This is a genomic window from Enterobacter sp. BIDMC 29 (assembly GCF_019378755.1).
In the GTDB taxonomy this organism is placed as follows: Bacteria; Pseudomonadota; Gammaproteobacteria; order Enterobacterales; family Enterobacteriaceae; genus Enterobacter; species Enterobacter ludwigii.
The window spans coordinates 1,754,961-1,769,118 of record NZ_CP080000.1; the positions used below are offsets into that span (position 1 = coordinate 1,754,961).

16 protein-coding genes are annotated in these 14,158 nt (G+C 52.3%); 7 read left to right on the plus strand and 9 right to left on the minus strand.

Annotated features, from left to right (window positions below; translation table 11 throughout):
* Positions 1-78: 78 nt before the first annotated feature.
* Both JTA15_RS07840 and JTA15_RS07845 read right to left on the minus strand, forming a co-directional pair.
* Positions 79-1,281: a cell wall metabolism sensor histidine kinase WalK gene (locus tag JTA15_RS07840; RefSeq protein WP_138013920.1), complete on the minus strand. Its 1,203-nt coding sequence runs from the start codon at positions 1,279-1,281 to the stop codon at positions 79-81.
* Positions 1,278-1,964 carry a response regulator gene (locus JTA15_RS07845; RefSeq protein WP_014170413.1) on the minus strand — a complete coding sequence of 229 codons (687 nt, stop codon included), beginning with the start codon at positions 1,962-1,964 and terminating at the stop codon, positions 1,278-1,280. Before JTA15_RS07845 ends, JTA15_RS07840 begins: the two co-directional genes overlap by 4 nt.
* Before the next feature lie 105 nt (positions 1,965-2,069).
* Here JTA15_RS07845 and JTA15_RS07850 point away from each other — a divergent pair, with 105 nt between their 5' ends.
* Positions 2,070-2,846 (plus strand): MipA/OmpV family protein, encoded by a 777-nt coding sequence (locus tag JTA15_RS07850; RefSeq protein WP_047744761.1) that lies wholly within the window; start codon positions 2,070-2,072, stop codon positions 2,844-2,846.
* Positions 2,847-2,892: 46 nt separating this feature from the next.
* Here JTA15_RS07850 and JTA15_RS07855 read toward each other — a convergent pair whose 3' ends face one another.
* On the minus strand, positions 2,893-3,783 hold the full coding sequence (locus JTA15_RS07855; RefSeq protein ID WP_138013921.1) for a LysR family transcriptional regulator: 891 nt from the start codon (positions 3,781-3,783) through the stop codon (positions 2,893-2,895).
* 75 nt (positions 3,784-3,858) lie between these two features.
* On the opposite strand from JTA15_RS07855, the gene JTA15_RS07860 reads away from it, so the two are divergent.
* The 3 genes from JTA15_RS07860 (at position 3,859) to JTA15_RS07870 (ending at position 6,273) form a co-directional block, all read left to right on the plus strand.
* The gene (locus JTA15_RS07860; RefSeq protein WP_219373080.1) at positions 3,859-4,524 is read left to right on the plus strand and encodes an NADPH-dependent F420 reductase; all 666 of its coding nucleotides are present in this window, start codon (positions 3,859-3,861) and stop codon (positions 4,522-4,524) included.
* 18 nt (positions 4,525-4,542) lie between these two features.
* The gene (locus JTA15_RS07865) at positions 4,543-5,424 is read left to right on the plus strand and encodes a helix-turn-helix domain-containing protein (RefSeq protein ID WP_219373081.1); all 882 of its coding nucleotides are present in this window, start codon (positions 4,543-4,545) and stop codon (positions 5,422-5,424) included.
* A gap of 102 nt (positions 5,425-5,526) precedes the next feature.
* Positions 5,527-6,273: an SDR family oxidoreductase gene (locus JTA15_RS07870; protein WP_020882399.1), complete on the plus strand. Its 747-nt coding sequence runs from the start codon at positions 5,527-5,529 to the stop codon at positions 6,271-6,273.
* A gap of 141 nt (positions 6,274-6,414) precedes the next feature.
* Here the strand turns inward: JTA15_RS07870 and JTA15_RS07875 are convergent, their stop codons facing one another.
* Positions 6,415-7,137 carry an SDR family oxidoreductase gene (locus tag JTA15_RS07875; RefSeq protein ID WP_047366395.1) on the minus strand — a complete coding sequence of 241 codons (723 nt, stop codon included), beginning with the start codon at positions 7,135-7,137 and terminating at the stop codon, positions 6,415-6,417.
* A 98-nt stretch (positions 7,138-7,235) separates the two neighbouring features.
* On the opposite strand from JTA15_RS07875, the gene JTA15_RS07880 reads away from it, so the two are divergent.
* Complete coding sequence (locus JTA15_RS07880; RefSeq protein ID WP_181240549.1) at positions 7,236-8,138, plus strand: LysR family transcriptional regulator; 903 nt, start codon at positions 7,236-7,238, stop codon at positions 8,136-8,138.
* Between the two features lie 161 nt (positions 8,139-8,299).
* On the opposite strand, the gene JTA15_RS07885 is transcribed toward JTA15_RS07880, so the two are convergent.
* Positions 8,300-9,199 (minus strand): LysR family transcriptional regulator, encoded by a 900-nt coding sequence (locus tag JTA15_RS07885; RefSeq protein WP_079230900.1) that lies wholly within the window; start codon positions 9,197-9,199, stop codon positions 8,300-8,302.
* A gap of 161 nt (positions 9,200-9,360) precedes the next feature.
* On the opposite strand from JTA15_RS07885, the gene attM reads away from it, so the two are divergent.
* Positions 9,361-10,152 (plus strand): N-acyl homoserine lactonase AttM, encoded by a 792-nt coding sequence (gene attM / locus JTA15_RS07890; RefSeq protein ID WP_219373082.1) that lies wholly within the window; start codon positions 9,361-9,363, stop codon positions 10,150-10,152.
* Positions 10,153-10,239: 87 nt separating this feature from the next.
* Here attM and JTA15_RS07895 read toward each other — a convergent pair whose 3' ends face one another.
* From JTA15_RS07895 to JTA15_RS07910, 4 genes are all read right to left on the minus strand, one after another.
* Positions 10,240-11,259, minus strand: coding sequence for an NADP-dependent oxidoreductase (locus JTA15_RS07895; RefSeq protein ID WP_219373083.1), 1,020 nt, complete (start codon positions 11,257-11,259; stop codon positions 10,240-10,242).
* On the minus strand, positions 11,256-11,666 hold the full coding sequence (locus tag JTA15_RS07900) for a hypothetical protein (protein WP_121339584.1): 411 nt from the start codon (positions 11,664-11,666) through the stop codon (positions 11,256-11,258). The genes JTA15_RS07895 and JTA15_RS07900 overlap by 4 nt, the downstream gene beginning before the upstream one ends.
* Positions 11,667-11,670: 4 nt before the next feature.
* Complete coding sequence (locus JTA15_RS07905; protein WP_025203940.1) at positions 11,671-12,489, minus strand: oxidoreductase; 819 nt, start codon at positions 12,487-12,489, stop codon at positions 11,671-11,673.
* A gap of 98 nt (positions 12,490-12,587) precedes the next feature.
* On the minus strand, positions 12,588-13,367 hold the full coding sequence (locus tag JTA15_RS07910) for an SDR family oxidoreductase (protein WP_219373084.1): 780 nt from the start codon (positions 13,365-13,367) through the stop codon (positions 12,588-12,590).
* Between the two features lie 240 nt (positions 13,368-13,607).
* On the opposite strand from JTA15_RS07910, the gene JTA15_RS07915 reads away from it, so the two are divergent.
* A complete protein-coding gene (locus tag JTA15_RS07915) occupies positions 13,608-14,156 on the plus strand; it encodes a TetR/AcrR family transcriptional regulator (protein ID WP_219373085.1) in 549 nt (182 codons plus the stop codon).
* Positions 14,157-14,158 lie beyond the last annotated feature (2 nt).

The following is a 14,158-nucleotide window of genomic DNA, read 5'->3' on the forward strand; positions in this document are numbered from 1 at the left end:
TGACATGGTAAACCCCCGTTTACCATGTATTTAAACTCAATTTTTACAAGATTCAGTTCACCCTTTGTTAAGGAACCGTCAATGCTGTTCCTTTTCGCTTAGCGGTATCGTCATCGTGAACGATAGCCCTCCGCTGGCATTCCGTTCTGCAAAGATAGTACCGCGATGCGCCTCGCATATCGCTCGGGCAATAGAGAGCCCAAGGCCGGATCCACCGGTATGTCGTGAACGGGACTGCTCCTCACGCACAAACGGTGAAAATATGGTTTCAAGCAGTGCGTCCGGGACTGCCGGACCGTTGTCGCGGAAAATAACGGATACCTTTTTATCGCTGACATAATAACGAATATCCAGGATGCCCCCTTCCGCAGCGTAACGCAGAGCATTGTCCATCAGGATCAAAAAGACCTGGCCTATCCGGTACGGATCAACCCGACAGGTCACAGATTCCCCCTCATGGTAGATAATGTTCACTCCCACCCTTTGGGCTGAAGGCATCGTCCATGCCACTTTCTCACGGATTATCTGGTCCAGGCTGGTTGATACCAGGCTCAAATTCAGCTGGTTGGCATCAGCCAGTTTTAACAGATGCAGATCGTCAACCAGTCTGTTTAAATCATTCATCTGCTGCATGATCATGTTCAACTGGGCCTGACTGGGTTCAAATACGCCGTCCATAATGCCCTGCAGACGACCGATGGCAGCCGTCAGCGGCGAGCGCAATTCATGTGCCATGATCACATGCGATTTTTTCAAATCTTTCTCGTAGCGTTCCAGCTGCATCGACATCCCGTTAAAGTTCTCGCTGAGGCTACGCAATTCAAGCGGCAGATTGTCCGGGACGGGCACACGGGTCCCAAACCCGCCTTCAGCAACAGACCGTGCCGCACCGGCAAGCCGGCTAATATGATGGGATATGGGGCGCGCTGTTTTCAGCGTAAGCATAAAAATAATCGGTATGAATATCAGAACCAGGATGCCAAGAATCACCCAGTCCTTAATCCCCATCGTCGGATCTGAGTAGGAAAGCCCATACCAGGTGTCGATAATTTCATGATAGCGGTTGATGTTCTGTTCAGGGTGCTTGCTCAGAACTGAGAGTTCAGCCCTGACGGCCTCTGGCATCCGGTAGGCGTGCCATTTGTTTTCAACAAAAAATCGCACCCACATAAAAAAGGCGATAAGAATAATACTTCCGACTGCCAGGGATATCAGCCGCTTGCATATCCAGTTCCACAGCGTACTCGGTTCGCCTCGTGGAGATAACGTAAACTTTTTCATGCATTTGCAAATCGGTAGCCGATCCCTCGTACGTTTATCAGCAATTCAGTCTGCCCCGCTGACTCGAGTTTTTTTCGCAAGTTATAGATATGCGTGTCCACAACGCGCTCCAGGGCTTCACTTTCTGGGAGACACGCTTCAAGAAGCGCCTGACGGGTGAAAGCCTTATTAGGCGACTTAAGAAATGTCATCAGTAGCAGCAGTTCCGTCGGCGTTAAATCCAGCGCTGTCCGTTGCCCGTTCTCGCTCTCAACGCTTACCGTCATGGACTCTGTATCTGCCTGCAGTCCCCGGTACTCAATAAGCGTGCTGCTGCGCTCGCCGGAATAACGACGGAGTACAGCATGGACTCTGGCGACCACCTCACCCGGGTTATAGGGCTTCACCACATAGTCATCCGCGCCAAATCGCAGGGCACTGATTTTGTCGCTGCCGTCGCGGATGGCGGTGATCATAATCACGGGAATATCACTGCGCCGGCGCAGGGCCAGCAGAACATCGTTCCCGCTCATGCCGGGCAACATCACATCCAGTAAAATAATGTCGGGCTTCCAGCTGAATGCCAGTTCGAGCCCCCGGTTACCGCTGCTGGCCGAAGAGGTCTGAAACTGATCGCGCTTAAGGTAAGCCTCAAGCACATTCGCGGCATCCAAATCGTCTTCAATAATTAAAACACGTTTCACATTCGCACCTTGATGGAATCTTGATTAAATCTTGCAGGAATATTGATTGACCGCCCGCATACTCCGCAATTCATAGATATAAGCATAATTCATTCAGGAAGTTTTATGAAGGAAATAAAAATCGCCTTAGTAACACTCATCGCAGCATCGTTCGCTTCACAGGCATCATCAGATAAAAAAGCATCTTATGTCACGATTGGCGTGGGTTCACAATATGCGCCTGAATATACCGGCTCGAATAAATATGATGTCAATACGCTGCCGTATTTCGGATGGACTTACGATGACTGGTCCGTCAATACCGACAAAGGTATCGTCTATTCCCATCAGTTCAGTAATGGCGTTTACCTGGGGCAAGCTCTGGGGTATTCCCTTGGCCGCACGGATAGCGGAAACGCCTGGCTTCAGGAAGGCTCTGATAAGCTTAAAGGTATGGGTAAGATTAATACCGTAATGAATACCACCACCACGGCAGGATGGTGGATGGCACCCTGGATAGGCTTTGAGGGGAATATTACGGCACCGCTGACGGAAAGCCAGGGAATGCAATATAAAATTAAACTTAATGTCGTTCTTTTTGCTAACGACACAGATACTCTGCTAATCAGCACCGAAAGAAAATACGGCGACGCACGGTATAATAATACCTGGTTTGGGGTGAATAAGAATCAGAGTACCCATTCCGGATATAGGCCTTTCAACGCGGGTAGCGGATTAAACAGTGTGAATTACGATATTAACTGGCAACACACATTTAATCATAACTGGTCCGGCTATGCGGATTTAGGGTATATCACGCTTGCAGATCGTGTAAGCAGCAGCCCTATTGTGCAAAAGGATGAATATCTTCTCTTTACCGTCGGGGCATTTTATACATTCTGATGCAGGATATCGGTTATCTGGTGCTCTGACCGCCAGATAACCTGGTTTAGTGCGTTTTAAGCTTATTAATAAACCAGCGTCCGGCTGGCCCTGGAGGATATTGCGTCATATGTACCGCATGCATGGAAAAACCAGGGCCAACATCGGGCTGCATCTCCAGGTTCAGGATAACCAGTCTGCCATTAGCAAGATCGTCCTCAACCATAGGCAAAGGCATATAACCCCAACCGAGGCCCGCACGCAAGAATGCATGTTTTGCCCCCATGTCACCCAAACGCCACGTCTTAGCCGACATCACGCCAAAGTTGCGACCCGCCGTGAGTGATGAGCGGTCAGCCAATACAAGCTGCACAGCGTTCTCCATAACCGGTCGAAGAATTGGGCCAGCCATTTTAGCCAAAGGATGATCGGGTGAGACCACAGCCACGGCAGGAACACTGAGCAGGAACTCAGAGGCACACCCGGTCGGAACATCCGGTAGCGAGCCGATAATCGCGACCCGACAGTTGCCGGCCAGCAACGGCTGAAGTACCGCCCCCAGCGCCTCAACATAAAGACGCAACGGTGTGCCGGGAAAGGCCAGATGAAATTCCTTCACGACTGCGGTCAGGACCTCTATCGGAAACATCACATCCACAGACACGGCGAGTTCGGGTTCCAGGCCTTCTGCCAGGATACGCGCCTTAGCCTTAAACGCGTCCATTCCGGCAAGCGTATGGCGTGCGGCCTCCAGTAAGGCCGCCCCCGCCTCCGTCAGTTTCGGGTAACGTCCCGTTCGCTCAAATAAAGGAAAGCCTACCTGAGATTCCAGATTTGCCAGCGTAGCGCTAACGACGGACTGCGCCCGGCGAAGTTTGCGACCCGCGGCTGAGAAACTGCCTTCATCAACCGCAGCAATGAAAGTACGCAGTTGATCAATCGACATACCATCCAGCATGTATCGCCCCTTTAGATGTATACCATCTAATTATATAGGCTACACAGATAGATCGGTGAGCACTATTCTTCTTTCATGTTTTTAAGCAACGTAGCCAAACACATCAACGCATCTGTTCATTTAAGGAAACAAACTATGAAAACAAATACTGTCGGCATTATTGGTGCAGGCGCCATCGGACAAGCCTTTGCCCACCAGTTGGTCAACGCAGGCGTGAATGTCATCCTCAGTAACAGTCGTGGCCCGGACAGCCTGGCTGAAGTGATTGAGGCATTGGGCGACAAAGCTCGCGCCGGAACGGTACAACAGGCTGCCGAAGCCGAAATCGTTTTTATAAGTACCAACTGGAACAGAACCGAGGCCGCATTAAGTGGGGTGAACTGGGAGGGTCGTATTCTGATTGACGCGACTAACCCGGTACTTTTGCTGGGCTACACCCTTGCAGATCTGGGGGGTAAAAATTCATCCCAGCGCGTTTCAGAATGGGCAGCGGGAGCCCGGGTCGTCAAAGCCTTCAACACGCTTCTGGCAAACGTTCTTGCGCAAGACCCTTCCCAATCTGGCGGGCGCCGCGTGGTCTTTATGTCCGGCGACCACGCTGATGCAAAAGCAGACGTTGAGGAATTAGCCACCCGAATGGGCTTCGCCAGTATAGACTTAGGGAGTCTTGAGATTGGGGGATATCTGCAACAATTCCCGGGTGGCCCCCTTCCCGCGCTAAACCTTGTGAAACTGGCTTAAGAGACGTTATTGACGAATATGGCTCAACGTACTTCCGCTGAATCATTCGAAGCGTACATTCCGGGCGAATTGCTCAAGGAACATCGGGCACAATCTTCCCGGGATGTCTTCATTCAAATTCTGGCGCGTCGGCAGAGGCAGGACAACGTTATTATCCCGGCCGTGCCAGAGCCTTTTATTGTCTGGATACTCTCTGGGCGGGCCGTCGTTGCAGAACGGCCTCTGGGCGGAGAGTGGTCAGAAAACCACGTTAGCGCAGGTGATTTTTTTCTCACAACCGACACCTCTCCGACAGAGATGAGATGGCAAGCCGAGCCAGACTGCCCTTTCATCGTTATGCACGTCTATATTGGTGTGTCCATGATGCAGGACATTGAGCTGCGGGAAGTGTCGGGCGAACGCGATGAAACACTGTCAGCCCTGCTGGAACTTATGCGCGCAGAGCTTTATTTTCAGCATCCACCCAGTGGACCTTACATCCAGGGTATCGCTCAAGCCCTTGCCGTACATCTCTCCCGTGCTTACCGGACATCGGCAAAGCGACACCACGGCGGGTTGCAGGCATATAAGTTACACCGGGTATTTAAGGCGATGCATGAAGAGCTGGCTCACACCTTTGACTTAGCACGTCTGGCTGGCCTTGCCGAGCTTAGTGAATTCCATTTCAGCCGGGTCTTTAAACAGTCTACCGGGCTTTCGCCTTCCCATTATTTTATCCGTTTACGAATGGAAGAGGCGCGCCGCCTGTTGTCCGAGACAGAGGATTCGATGATCAGCATTGCCCTGACCGTGGGCTACAACAGCCCCAGCCATTTTGCTGCCATATTCCGCAAGCACACCGGTATTTCGCCCTCCCAATATCGCCACGAAAATATGCGTAGCAAAACACCGACAGTGTGAGCAAACCACCGCGCGAAGAGAGTGCCTTTTGCAGACATGATTGACCCGAACTTCAGATGTTCTTTGCTGAAGCGCTGAAACAAACGCATAAGAGGATCAATCATGGAACTCAACGGTAAATCAGCCATCGTGACCGGTGCATCAAGCGGTATCGGCGCAGCCACCGCCATTAAATTGGCCAGAGAGGGGGTCAAAGTGGGACTCGCGGCCCGCCGCCGGGATCGTCTCCAGGCGCTGGTGTCAGAAATCAAGGCCTTCGGCGGAGAAGCCATTGCGCTGGAAATGGATGTGACTGACCAGGCGTCAGTCTTCGACGGCGTGAAGAAACTGCACGACGCCTATGGCCACATTGATATCGCCTTCAACAATGCCGGACTCATGCCCATTTCAGACATCGCCAGTCTCAAACTGGAGGAGTGGCATCGTATGGTTGATGTCAATATTAAGGGCTTAATGAACACGGTTGCCGCGGTACTCCCTGTGATGCAAGCGCAAAAATCAGGGCATATCATCAATACTTCCTCAATTGCGGGCAGAAAAACGTTCGCTGGACTCGGGGTATATTGTGCGACGAAACATGCGGTAGCCGCATTTTCAGATGTATTACGCATGGAGCTTTCGTCTCAATACAATATTCGCGTAACCTCACTTCAGCCAGGCGCGGTTGAAAGTGAATTATTCGAGCACATTACTGACGAAAACTACCGTGCACAGATGGAAAACCTGAAGGAACACATGACGTTCCTGAAGTCAGAGGATATTGCTGATTCCATCCTTTATGTGCTGCGCGCGCCGGACCATGTCGACGTGGCAGAATTGTTCATCATGCCCACAGAGCAGCAGTGGTAAGTTTGTCATGCGGGCCAAACCGTTTGTCTGGCCCGCGTTATAACCTTTTCAATACACATACAATTTTCACCCTGCACTCTGTGACGCGACAAAAAAAGCTGCCTTACAGGCAGCTTTCGTGGTGAATATGCGTTAGCCAGTTCAGTTCGCAGACGCGGTAGGTCGAATCGTGATTTCTGTTGTATCAACATTTTCAGGTGCTTCAATCACTTGCCGAACAGCGCGGGCAATATCAGCCGGCTGGAGTGCAATAGAACGGTATACCTCCATTGCCGCCTGCGTTTCCGGATGAGTAATGGTTGAGGCAAGTTCGCTTTCCACCACACCAGGGTTGACGCAGGTGACACGGATGCTGGCACTTTCCTGTCGCAAGCCATCTGAAATCGCCCGAACGGCGAACTTTGTGGCGCAATAGACGGCGGCTGTCGGCACCACAGAAAGAGCACCGATAGAGCCAATGTTGATTATCTGACCGGAACCCTGCGCTTCCATGGTGGGAAGCACGGCGCCAATCCCCCATAGTACGCCCTTGATATTCACATCAATGGTACGTTCCCATTCATCATATTTACCCGCTGCCAGCGGAGAAAGGGGCATTATTCCCGCGTTGTTGATCAGAACGTCAATACGCCCCCACGTAGTCAGTGCCGCCTGCACGAAATCAGACATCGACTGGCGATTTGTGACATCCAGCTCGCAGGCTTCCGCTTGCCCGCCTGTACTGCGGATTTCTGCAGCGATAGCTTCAATACGATCTTTCCTGCGTGCCCCAAGTAACAACTTCGCGCCTGCATTGCCAAGCTCTCGTGCAATACCCTCTCCGATACCGCTGGATGCACCGGTGATCAAGATGACTTTATCCATGATTTACTCCTTCAGTTGAGTTCAGAGGGATAATAGAACGAGGGGATTGTTTCGTGTATCCTGCCCCTGGTGTACACACTGGTTAGCAAACCTAAACAATGAAAATTGACCTTAATCTTTTACCTCTGTTTCTGGCTGTCGCAGAGGAACATAGCTTCAGCGCTGCCGCCGAACGTCTTGGCGTGACGCGATCGGCGGTCAGCCAGGGGATCAGACGCCTGGAGGATACGTTCGGGACCCTGCTTGTCATGCGCACCACGCGTTCGGTAAACCTGACTGAAGCGGGAGAACGGCTGCGAAAATCGTTGTCCGTACCGCTATCAACGATTGACGCGGCGTGCGAAGACGTTCTCTCTGACAACGGGCCGCGAGGGCATCTGAAAATTGCTGTCACCTCAATTGCAGAAGAATTTCTTTCAGGCCCTCTGCTCGCGTCCTTTACAACCGCTAACCCTGCCGTCACCATCGATATTGTCGTGTCGGATGACGAATTTGATATCGTGGCAGCGGGCTATGATGCCGGCGTAAGGCTCGGTGACGTGATCGAAAAAGACATGATTGCTGTCCCTCTAACGGGACAGCAACGGGAAGTGGTGGTGGCATCACCAACGTATCTGGCGGCCCACAGCGCACCGCGCCATCCGCGAGAGCTTATCCGCCATCGCTGTATCGGCTGGCGCCCATCGCCAGACGTCGCGCCCTATCGCTGGGAATTTGAGGAAGCGGGAATACCTTTCGACGTGGCGGTTGAACCGCATATCACCACCAACGATCTCCGTCTCATGCTCAGGCTCGCGCTTGCGGGGGGAGGAATTACCTTTGCAACCTATGAAACATTCAGGCCATTTATTGAAAAAGGACAGCTTGTTTCATTACTGGATGATTTTCTTCCGCCTTTTCCTGGGTTTTATCTGTACTTCCCGCAACGTCGAAATATGGCCCCCAAGCTGCGGGCTCTGATTGAACACGTCAGGCAGTGGGGGAAGACGTCACTGCAGTAGTTTCAAACCCGCGCAGAATATTTAGCTTCCGGAGAGTTGCCGCGCCGTAGCAGCGAATGACGCATGCTCGACTGGGCAAGCCATTAACCGGGGTGTACCTCAGGCAGGCAAGAAATTTTTTTCAACCGTTCATTTAACAACCTCGTATTCCAGCTTGAGAACTATGGCTGCCCTTTTGTTACCGAGCGCGTAAGGCTTGTGCGAAGTTCGTTTTCAAGGAAAGCGACACATGCTCGTGTTTCAGCGGAGATGATATTAGCCGGGGGATAAAGTAGATATGCAGGGAATGAAGGAACAATGTAGTCGGGTAACACAGGTACGAGATGCCCGTCGGCAATCTCCTGTCGGCAAACCGGAGACTGCAATACCCCGATTGCCTTTCCTGCCAGAAGCACAGTACGTAACGGCCGCCAGTGACTGGAAGTGAATGTTATTCTCACAGGGACGGTGAGTAATGCGTTGTCAGGCGCGATCAGCGTCACATGGTTATTCATAAACAGGCCCGAAACACGAGCAAACGCATGTCGGGCGAGCTCACCCGGTGTACGGGGCATATCATAACGCTGCAAATATTCGGGAGAGGCCACCAGCAACCGCTCAATTTTCCCCAACGGGCGGGCAACATAATATCCTTCCCCCGCTTCACCAAGACGTAGCGAGATATCCACACCTTCGGTGACCGGGTCCGTCACTCTGTCACTGAGCACCAGATCTATGTTTATGCCCGGATAGGCCAATTGCAGTTTAAGCAGGGCGGGCATAAGTAACTCTTCCCCGGCTCCATAGGGTGCGGCAATGCGCAGGGTTCCACTAATTGCCTCACCATTATCCGCGATTGCCAGCGCATGGTCAGCCGCTGCAACGGCGCTTTTGCTCCGTTCATAGAACAGCGTCCCGCTATTGGTGAGAGACATTCGGCGCGTGTGACGTCGCAGCAGGCGGGTATTAAGATGAGCTTCCAGACGCTCTATCCTTTCACTGACCGCCGGCTGTCCGATGCCGAGATCGCGCGCAGCGGCAGACATGCTTCCGCGCTCAACCACCCGAATGAAAATACGCATTGCCGTAAGTAAATCCATTCACCGATTATATTGGTAAAACCGATAAATGAAAGTGGTCCCGCCCCTCTACTGGCAGGCCCTTCGATTAATGAAAATCTGTGCGTCCACGGCTGGTGTAGCTATGGCGCACAGAACATTTCATTTTTTACGGGAAAAGAAGCATGTCAGATATCAGGCTTTATATGTTCCAGTCGGGCTATCAGCGTTGTAAATATCACGATATCAGGATGAATCAGGGTGAAGGCGCCGACTACATTATACCTGTCCCCTGGTTTTTACTGACGCATCCGCAGGGGAATGTTGTTATTGACGGTGGTCTTGCGGTGGAAGGGCTGAAGGATCCCCGCGCCTACTGGGGACCGACTGTTGACCAGTATCAACCCATCATGGATACAAACCAGGGCTGTAGAAGACAACTGGCGAAACTCGGAATAAGGCCAGAATCGGTGCGTTATGTTTTACTCTCCCACCTCCACTCTGACCATACCGGCGCGATTGGCCGCTTTCCTGAAGCCACTCATCTTGTGCAGCGCGCTGAGTACGACTATGCCTTTTCACCGGACTGGTTTACCGCCGGGGCCTACTGTCGGAAAGATTTTCATCGCGAAGGTCTCAAATGGCAGTTTCTGGCAGGAGATGCTGATGACGGTTTTGATCTGTATGGCGACGGCGTTCTGAAAATCATTTACACGCCAGGCCACTCCCCGGGTCATCAATCTTTCGTCGTCTCCCTGCCGAGTGGAAAATCGTTCACCCTGGCGATAGATGCTGCCTATACGCTTGACCATTTTCAGGATAAAGCCCTGCCTGGCTTGATGACATCGGCCAGTCAGGTGGCACGATCGGTGGCAAAACTAAGAGTGGTTACCCAGAAGCATAATGCGGAAATTATTCCCGGGCACGATCCTGATATCTGGCCGCGTTATGCGATGAAGACGGAAGGCTATAACTGATACGAACGGTGATAGTGACTATACCTCTTCCCTGAGGCGATAACCCTGGTCATTTATGCTTAGCGCAGAGGCAAGCCTTCGTTGCTATCACTCATGAATTTTAACCACCACTTTCCCCTTTGCATGCCCGCGAGCCAGATAGGCGAAGGCGTCGCCAGTTTCGGCAAAGGGGAAAACGTTGTCGATAACGGGCTTGATGCGTTGAGCGTCCATGAGTTCAGCGATTTGGCTAAGCTGGCTGCCATCAGGGCGGACAAAGAGAAACGAATAGGTTAATCCTCGTTTTTTTGACAGTCGCATGATTTTGCGGCTCATTAGCCCTAATACGAAACGCAGGAAAACATTGAGGTGTCTTTCCCGTGCGAAAGCCGTATCTAACGGCCCGATCAGGGAAACTATCTTCCCTCCCGGTTTAAGGATTTGGGTGGATTTCTCAATCGCGTCACCTCTGATAGTCCCGAGGACAATATCGTAGCCGCTCAGCACTTTCTCGAATTCCTGCTTTTTATAGTCAACCACCTCATCTGCACCAAGGCGGCTCACCCAGTCAATGTTGGCGGTGCTGGTTGTCGTCCCTACCGTTGCGCCAAGGTGTTTTGCCAGTTGGATAGCAAAACTGCCAATTCCACCGGAGCCGGCCGGGATAAATACTTTCTGCCCCGCTCGCAGCTTCGCGCGTTCCGTCAGCGCTTGCAAGGAGGTGAGACTGACCATCGGAAGCGACGCTGCCTGTACGAAATCCAGAGTGGCGGGTTTTAACGCTGCAAGGTTTTCTGGCACCCGCACAAATTCAGCAAGCGAACCCGTTCCCCTGTCAAAAATACTGGCAAACACCTCATCGCCTGCTTTGAAACGCGTCACGCGACGTCCTGTGGCAACGACAACGCCGGACACGTCACTGCCCAACGTCGCGGGGAGACTGAAATGCAGAACACGTTTGAACATGCCGGTCGGGATCATGTTATCGATCGGGTTCAGACCTACTGCATACACTTTGACCAGAATTTCATCATCACCAGGGGAGGGAAAATCGACGTCGTCGAATCCCAGTTCAGGGGATTTACCATAGCGTTTGAACGTAAATGCTTTCATCGTCTTCTTATTCATTTGTCTTTTACTCTGCCGGGTTTGCCGGTGGCGTGTTTCTTACCAACGCTGTTGCTGAGTAAAAAAGCGATACCCAGGAATAGCTCGATAAATACTGCAATAACGATCTGCCCATTAACGTGTCCTGCATACCACTCAACAACGCCGGACACGGCTAAAATCAAACATAACGTACCGATCCCTGCTGCCAGGGCATAGCGTGCCAGCGTGGGCTCTGCATGCCTGGCGAATAAACACATCACCCCCAGGCCCGCGTACAGGGCGGCAGAGCGATGGCCGAGCACATCAGTTCCCGGTGTTGGCGTGATTCCCCACTGCGTTAACAGCAGTTGCGGGCAGAACATCCATATCGCCGCCAGGATGAAAAACAACCCGGCAGTCAGAATAGCCAGTTGAGAAAATTTCATATTCTTATTCTTTCGCGTCGAGCTGAAGACTGTTGCGTACTACCTTGTCCAGAAGTGAAGCAGGCGCAAAGCGGCGAATGAAATTCAGTTTCCCCGCCAGCGTGCCCGCCGTATAACGCACCTTAGGCCGTAAAGACTGGGCAGCCTTTACCACCACATCAGCCACCACTTCCGGACGTTCCGCCTCGTCCATTGCCTTGCTGACGACGTTGTTCAGCTTAGCCCGGAGCGGTTCATATTCTTCTAGCTTCGCGTCAGGTTCTAAATTGTTTGCGTCGAACTGTGTCTTTATATAGGCCGGCTCGATCACGGAAACCCTGATACCCTGTGTGCGCAGTTCATGGTCCAGCGCGCCCGTATACCCTTCAACCGCATGCTTACTGGCTGCATACAGTGCCACGTAAGGTAGCGGGACAATCCCTAATATCGAACCAATGTTGATGATGCGCCCACTGCCCTGACGGCGCATGTGCGGGATCACTGCCCGCGTCATTCTGACCAGGCCAAGAAAGTTGGTGTCGAAAATACGCCTGGCCTGATCAATCGAACTTTCTTCCGCGGCCGCAGGAGCAACCCCAAAGCCCGCATTATTCACCAGCAAATCTATCCGCCCTTCCAGATGCAGTAACGCCTCAATGGCAGCGCTCACGGACGCATCGTCCGTCACATCAAGCGTTAATAACGCAAAGGGATGCGTGCCTGCCTGCGCACCGCGCCGGCTGGTGCCATAGACCGTATACCCTGCGGCCAGCAGTTTTTTAGCCGACGCCTCACCGATCCCCGAAGAAGCTCCGGTCACCAGTGCTACACGTTTTTTTGTCATTCTCACTACGCTCTCTTGATGGAGTCCTGCTCACCCTGCAGCGCAACAACACGCTGCAGGGAAACAACGCGGCATAGGGTTATGCCGAATCCCCGTGGCTACACTGTGTACCGTTCTGCCGCTTTAGCCTGATTGATATCCGCCAGCAGAGCCTGACGCGCCTTCTCCAGGTCATCCCAGTGGGCAGCATTTTGTAAAGGAGGGATGGTGACGAGTTCGCGACGATCAAAGCCGGCCAGGGCTGCGTCAACTAACTGACCCACTTCCATCATCTCGGGCGCCTTACTGATATCAATACCTGCACGTTCCCAGATTTCGGTGTAAGTGCCGGCCGGTAGTACCGCCTGGACGTAAACGCCCGCGGAGGACAGTTCAATATGCAATCCCTGCGACAGGAAAAGCACAAAGGCTTTGGTGGCACCGTAAACCGTCATGGCAAATTCCGGAGCGAGCCCAACGACGGAGCTGATATTGACGATTGCGCCTTCTCCGGTTTTGACAAACCGTGGCGCCGCGGCACGAGCAAGCCTCGTCAGCGCAGTGACGTTCAGGGCGATAAGACGCTCAATTGCCTCAGGCGTCTGACCGGCAAAATTGCCCGACTGTGCCATGCCCGCGTTGTTAATCAGTACCCCTATTTTTTCGTCATCACGAAGACGAGCTTCCACCGTCGCTAAATCCGCTGCCTGAGTGAGGTCGGCTGGCAGAACATCAACAGAAACGCCCTTCTCCTGTCGCAGACGCTCGGCGAGTGCGTCTAATTTTGTTTTATCGCGGGCAACCAGAACCAGGTCATGTCCACGGCTCGCAAATCTTTGCGCATAAACAGCACCAATACCCGTCGATGCACCTGTAATGAGAACTGAAGTTTTCGTCATATGTGATCTTCTTTATTAAATGTTGAACAGAATCTGCACTGTTCGATGCAGGTAAATCCGGGGATATGTCCGGCTCTCTTTGCTGATCTCAGTCAAACTGACGGAGCGCGCATACCTCTGCGAAGCGCCGTCGGGGACATGGATTTAATGATGATGATCATAATCTATAAAGTCAACTGGTTTGATTATGATCATCATCAATGTATAATTGAGCCTTGTTTTGTAAGGGGGCGGGAAAGCATGAAAGTGTCAAAAGAGCAGGTTCGGGAAAACCGGATGCGCATTGTTGAAACGGCATCAGAACTTTTTCGTGAGCGCGGCTATGACGGCGTGGGCGTGGCGGAGTTGATGTCTGCGGCGGGTTTAACCCACGGCGGGTTTTATAAGCACTTTGGTTCAAAGGCCGACCTGATGTCAGAAGCCATGAATTGTGGTTTTGTACACGCCGCGGAAAACCTGGCGGGTGTGGACCGAGAAAAATTCATTGAATATTACCTCTCCCGACAGCATCGCGATGATATGGCCAGGGGTTGTGTGATGTCTGCCCTGGGCACCGACACCGCCCGTCAGTCTGAGTCCATCAAAGAGACATTTGCAGCCGGGGTTGAACGTCAGCTGGCAATGTTAAGCGACGAAAATGTCTCACGTGCTGACCTGATAGACACCTTTGCACATCTTGTCGGTACTCTGGTGTTGTCCCGTGCCTGCCCGGATAATTCTGCACTCGCTGACGAAATTCTGGATGTCTGCCGCTCGCGTATTCTGCGTGATGAGCCGCGAAAAGAGTGAAT

Coding starts and splice junctions, on each gene's coding strand:
- JTA15_RS07880 (WP_181240549.1), top strand. CDS start 7,236: ATGAAAATTGACCTTAATCTTTTACCTCTGTTTCTGGCTGTCGCAGAG.
- JTA15_RS07905 (WP_025203940.1), bottom strand. CDS start 12,489: ATGACAAAAAAACGTGTAGCACTGGTGACCGGAGCTTCTTCGGGGATC.
- JTA15_RS07875 (WP_047366395.1), bottom strand. CDS start 7,137: ATGGATAAAGTCATCTTGATCACCGGTGCATCCAGCGGTATCGGAGAG.
- JTA15_RS07915 (WP_219373085.1), top strand. CDS start 13,608: ATGAAAGTGTCAAAAGAGCAGGTTCGGGAAAACCGGATGCGCATTGTT.
- JTA15_RS07840 (WP_138013920.1), bottom strand. CDS start 1,281: ATGAAAAAGTTTACGTTATCTCCACGAGGCGAACCGAGTACGCTGTGG.
- JTA15_RS07895 (WP_219373083.1), bottom strand. CDS start 11,259: ATGAATAAGAAGACGATGAAAGCATTTACGTTCAAACGCTATGGTAAA.
- JTA15_RS07900 (WP_121339584.1), bottom strand. CDS start 11,666: ATGAAATTTTCTCAACTGGCTATTCTGACTGCCGGGTTGTTTTTCATC.
- JTA15_RS07865 (WP_219373081.1), top strand. CDS start 4,543: ATGGCTCAACGTACTTCCGCTGAATCATTCGAAGCGTACATTCCGGGC.
- attM (WP_219373082.1), top strand. CDS start 9,361: ATGTCAGATATCAGGCTTTATATGTTCCAGTCGGGCTATCAGCGTTGT.
- JTA15_RS07855 (WP_138013921.1), bottom strand. CDS start 3,783: ATGCTGGATGGTATGTCGATTGATCAACTGCGTACTTTCATTGCTGCG.
- JTA15_RS07870 (WP_020882399.1), top strand. CDS start 5,527: ATGGAACTCAACGGTAAATCAGCCATCGTGACCGGTGCATCAAGCGGT.
- JTA15_RS07860 (WP_219373080.1), top strand. CDS start 3,859: ATGTTTTTAAGCAACGTAGCCAAACACATCAACGCATCTGTTCATTTA.
- JTA15_RS07910 (WP_219373084.1), bottom strand. CDS start 13,367: ATGACGAAAACTTCAGTTCTCATTACAGGTGCATCGACGGGTATTGGT.
- JTA15_RS07885 (WP_079230900.1), bottom strand. CDS start 9,199: ATGCGTATTTTCATTCGGGTGGTTGAGCGCGGAAGCATGTCTGCCGCT.
- JTA15_RS07850 (WP_047744761.1), top strand. CDS start 2,070: ATGAAGGAAATAAAAATCGCCTTAGTAACACTCATCGCAGCATCGTTC.